This is a genomic window from Clostridium sp., assembly GCF_047718555.1.
Taxonomy (GTDB): Bacteria; Bacillota; Clostridia; order Clostridiales; family Clostridiaceae; genus Clostridium_I.
The window spans coordinates 1-3699 of sequence record NZ_JBDNRK010000110.1 but is presented as its reverse complement, the minus strand read 5'-3'; the positions used below and the strand labels follow the sequence as shown (position 1 = coordinate 3699).

3 protein-coding genes are annotated in these 3699 nt (G+C 27.7%); 2 read left to right on the top strand and 1 reads right to left on the bottom strand.

Features of this window, described 5'->3' with window-relative positions:
• Positions 1-193: 193 nt before the first annotated feature.
• Both ABF633_RS20515 and ABF633_RS20510 read left to right on the top strand, forming a co-directional pair.
• Positions 194-790, top strand: coding sequence for a zinc dependent phospholipase C family protein (locus ABF633_RS20515; protein WP_415526556.1), 597 nt, complete (start codon positions 194-196; stop codon positions 788-790).
• Positions 787-1932 carry a glycosyltransferase family 4 protein gene (locus tag ABF633_RS20510; protein ID WP_415526554.1) on the top strand — a complete coding sequence of 382 codons (1146 nt, stop codon included), beginning with the start codon at positions 787-789 and terminating at the stop codon, positions 1930-1932. The genes ABF633_RS20515 and ABF633_RS20510 overlap by 4 nt, the downstream gene beginning before the upstream one ends.
• A 208-nt stretch (positions 1933-2140) precedes the next feature.
• Here ABF633_RS20510 and ABF633_RS20505 read toward each other — a convergent pair whose 3' ends face one another.
• A complete protein-coding gene (locus tag ABF633_RS20505) occupies positions 2141-3208 on the bottom strand; it encodes a 3D domain-containing protein (RefSeq protein WP_415526552.1) in 1068 nt (355 codons plus the stop codon).
• Positions 3209-3699 lie beyond the last annotated feature (491 nt).

Sequence of the window (3699 nt, the reverse complement as noted above, 5' to 3'; positions counted from 1 at the left end):
GTACCTCCGTTTGTAATATATAAATCTTTGAAATATTAACTTTATTTAACAAAAATAAATACAAATATATGCATTAATTTGATTGTTAACTATTTCGTAAAATATTTATCAAAAACTTAACACAAATATGTAGTCAAAAGGTATCCATTATAAATATTATTATATTAGGAGTATAAAGAAAGAGGGATTAAGGGTGATAATAAATACACATATTTTATTTTCTAAAATTGTATATAAACATTGTTTAAAGGAATTAAATTTTAAATTAAATAAAAATATTTTTATGTATGGAAATATTAAGCCTGACATTTCTCCTGATACCTTTAAAAGTTCCCATACTTTAAAGGATAGTATAGGTATTGTGTCTGAACATTTTAATGAATTATCTAATAATAAATTAGATATTAAGCAGTTCTCAATGCTTCTAGGGATGATATGCCATTATACAGCAGACTATTTCTGTATATATCATACAGAAGAATACAGTAAAAAAAGTATTTTTAAACATATAGCCTATGAAATAGCCCTTCATATTAATCTAAGAATTCTTCTTATAAGAGGTAAATTAAAAATAATTGATAGCAGAAGTGTACCACAGAGAAATGTATTATCAATTATTTATAATATGCAGGAAAAGTATTTTCAAAAAAAGAGAGGGTTTCTCACGGATATAATTTATGCTGTATCAACTATAACTATGGTAATAGAATCAATAATTTATTTTAATGTTAATAAATTTGAAAATATAGAAACCTATGAACTGTCAAAAAATATAGGAGGGATAATATGAAGATAGCTGTTTTTACAGATACTTTTTTACCTCAGATAAATGGAGTTACAAATACCTTAAATAAGCTTATGGAATATTATGAGGCAAATAATATTGAATATTTAATATTTGCACCAGATAATGACATAAAGAAAAACGAAAACTACAACATACAAAGATTCTTTAGCATAAAATTTTTTCTCTATCCAGAATGTAGAATAGCTTTTCCAAATGCATTTAGATTAAATACCTCATTGTCTAGTTTTAAACCAGATATAATACAACTTATGACTGAGTTTAATATGGGAAGAGCAGGATTGAGGTATGGGAAAAAACATGGAATACCAACTATATCTAATTATACAACTAATTTTTCACAGTACTTAAATTATTATAATTTAGATTTTTTAAATAATTATATATGGAATTATATGAGATGGTTTCACAATCAAAATGATTTAACCTTATGTCCATCAGAGGAAATAAGAAGGTATCTTAAAAAAGAGGGAATATCCAATACAGGTATTTTTTCTAGAGGTATAGATTCCAAAAACTTTAATCCTGAACTAAGAAGTGAAGAATTAAGGAATCAGCTTGGTGTACAGGATAAATTAGTGTTTTTATATGTAGGAAGAGTTTCACCTGAGAAAGACTTAGATATTTTGATTGATGCTTATAAAGCGGTTTTTGAGAAATATAGAGATAAGATAGCTCTCATTATAACTGGAGAAGGTCCATACCTAGAAAAGTGTAAAAATGATTTTCCTAAAGGCACTATATTTACTGGTTTTAAGAAGGGAAGAGAATTGGCACAAATTTATGCATCTAGTGATGTTTTTGTTTTTCCATCTTCCACAGAGACATTTGGAAATGTAGTACTTGAAGCTATGGCTTCTGGTATTCCGGTTATAGGTGCTGATGCTGGAGGCGTTAAAGAGATTATTAAACATGGAGTTAATGGTCTTAAGTTTAAGACAAGGAATGTTAACGAACTAATAAACTCTATGATAGAATTAATTGAAAATAAAGATTTAAGAAATACATTAAAAATAAATGGCAGGAATACTGGATTAAATAGATCATGGAATAAAGTTTTTCATGGACTTATGGATAATTATAATGACGTTTTAATTAGCAAAAAGAACAATAGTATTAGTGCTTGATGCGTTTTAAAGAAAGTATTAGTATAATGATTATAGCATAGGCAGTGGATACATTAGGAATATAACATATATATCTGAAAGTCGTTATATAAGAGGATTTTTACATTTAGAATAATAATGGCTATAAGAAAACATAATAAGAAAGCACATAGATTTCATAAAAGAAATCTATGTGCCTTTTTCTTCAATAGAAGTAAAGGAAATTCTATTAATTTCCTATAATATAAACTTTTACAGATCTTCTGCCCCAATTATTCGCTTCATCATTTGAAGGTAGAAATAAATCTATTATATTTCCCTGAATAGCACCACCAATATCAGAAGCAATAGCATACCCATAGCCCTCTACATATACTCTAGAACCTAAGGGTATAACTCTAGGATCTACAGCTATAGTGCTGTAGCCATTTGGATTTCTGCTTGTTCTAGCACCACTTGCAGTGAAACCATCATCTGAATAAGCAGTAGCTTGCATATCTAGTACGTTTGAGAATCCTATTGGAGACGAACCACCACGATTTATAACAGTAGGAGAACTTGTACTATTAGGATTGTTGCTAGCTACTTGTTTAGATGCATTTGCAGCTTGCTGTGCTGCTAGCTCTCTTGACTTCTCTGCAGCCTGTGCAGCAGCTTCAGCAGCTTCTCTAGCTTTTTGCTCTGCGATTAAATTATTTTCCTTTGCTGTGGCTTGAGCAAGCAATTGATTTTGTTGTTTTATATCATTATTTAGATTAGCTAGAGTGGCCTCATTGCTTGATTTTAAAGCTGATAATCTTTTGTTTTCATTATTTAAAGCATCTTTCTGTTTTGCTATGTTATCTGTCTGTTCTTTTAATTGTGCAGCAAGATTATTATCGTATTTCATTATTGTGGAGATGGAGTCTAGTGATGATACAAAATCACTTAAAGTTTTAGAGCCTAGAATTACGTCTAAATAGTTACTGCCGCCACCACTTATATATAGGGCTCTTAGTCTCTTTTTAAATAATTCATTTTGCTCTTTTGAGTGTTCTTCTAGATCCTTCAATTTAGCTTCTGTACTTTTGATATTCGCATCGATTTTATTCATATCATTTTTGTTTTTATCAACTTTTTTTATAATATCATCGATTTGTTTATTTAAAGTATCCATTTTTCCCTGTATTTGTTTCTTATTATCTTGAGTTTGCTTTAGTTCAGCTGATTCATCAGTGGTCGGTGCAGCAAATGTGTTACTGCTTATGGTGATAGTTAATACTAACATCATAATGATAGACACCGCTTTTTTATTCAATATCTTGTTCCTCCTTAGACTGGTTATCAACCTATTTGTATGTTTAAAATTTGTTACTGCTTTATATTATAACATAAGATAATATAAAAATAATGTAAAAAAATGTAAATATAATCAAAACAGTATTTTTTATATTATTTTTTTATATGAATGATATTTTATTATAGATAATTTTTTGTTATATGAAATTACCATGGTTACTGGTTTCACGTGGAATGGATACTAGTAGTTTTTTTATTATAGTAGATTTAACATTATCTAAAAAATAATTTTGAATTTTTTTATAAAAAATATGTTTTACATTGATTATAAGACATTATGTAATAGTATATCGTGTGTAATTTTATTTTAGAAGTAATGAATAACTTATATTTGTAAACGTTTTATAAAATAAATTATATAACTAAATAATAATATGTCAATAATTTTTAGCATATTAGGCATGTGAAAATAAATAGTAAGTCAAAGATGCGACGAATATTTTGAATCAT

Excerpts from the sequence above, each read along its gene's own strand:
- ABF633_RS20510 (WP_415526554.1), top strand. The coding sequence starts at position 787 with ATGAAGATAGCTGTTTTTACAGATACTTTTTTACCTCAGATAAATGGA.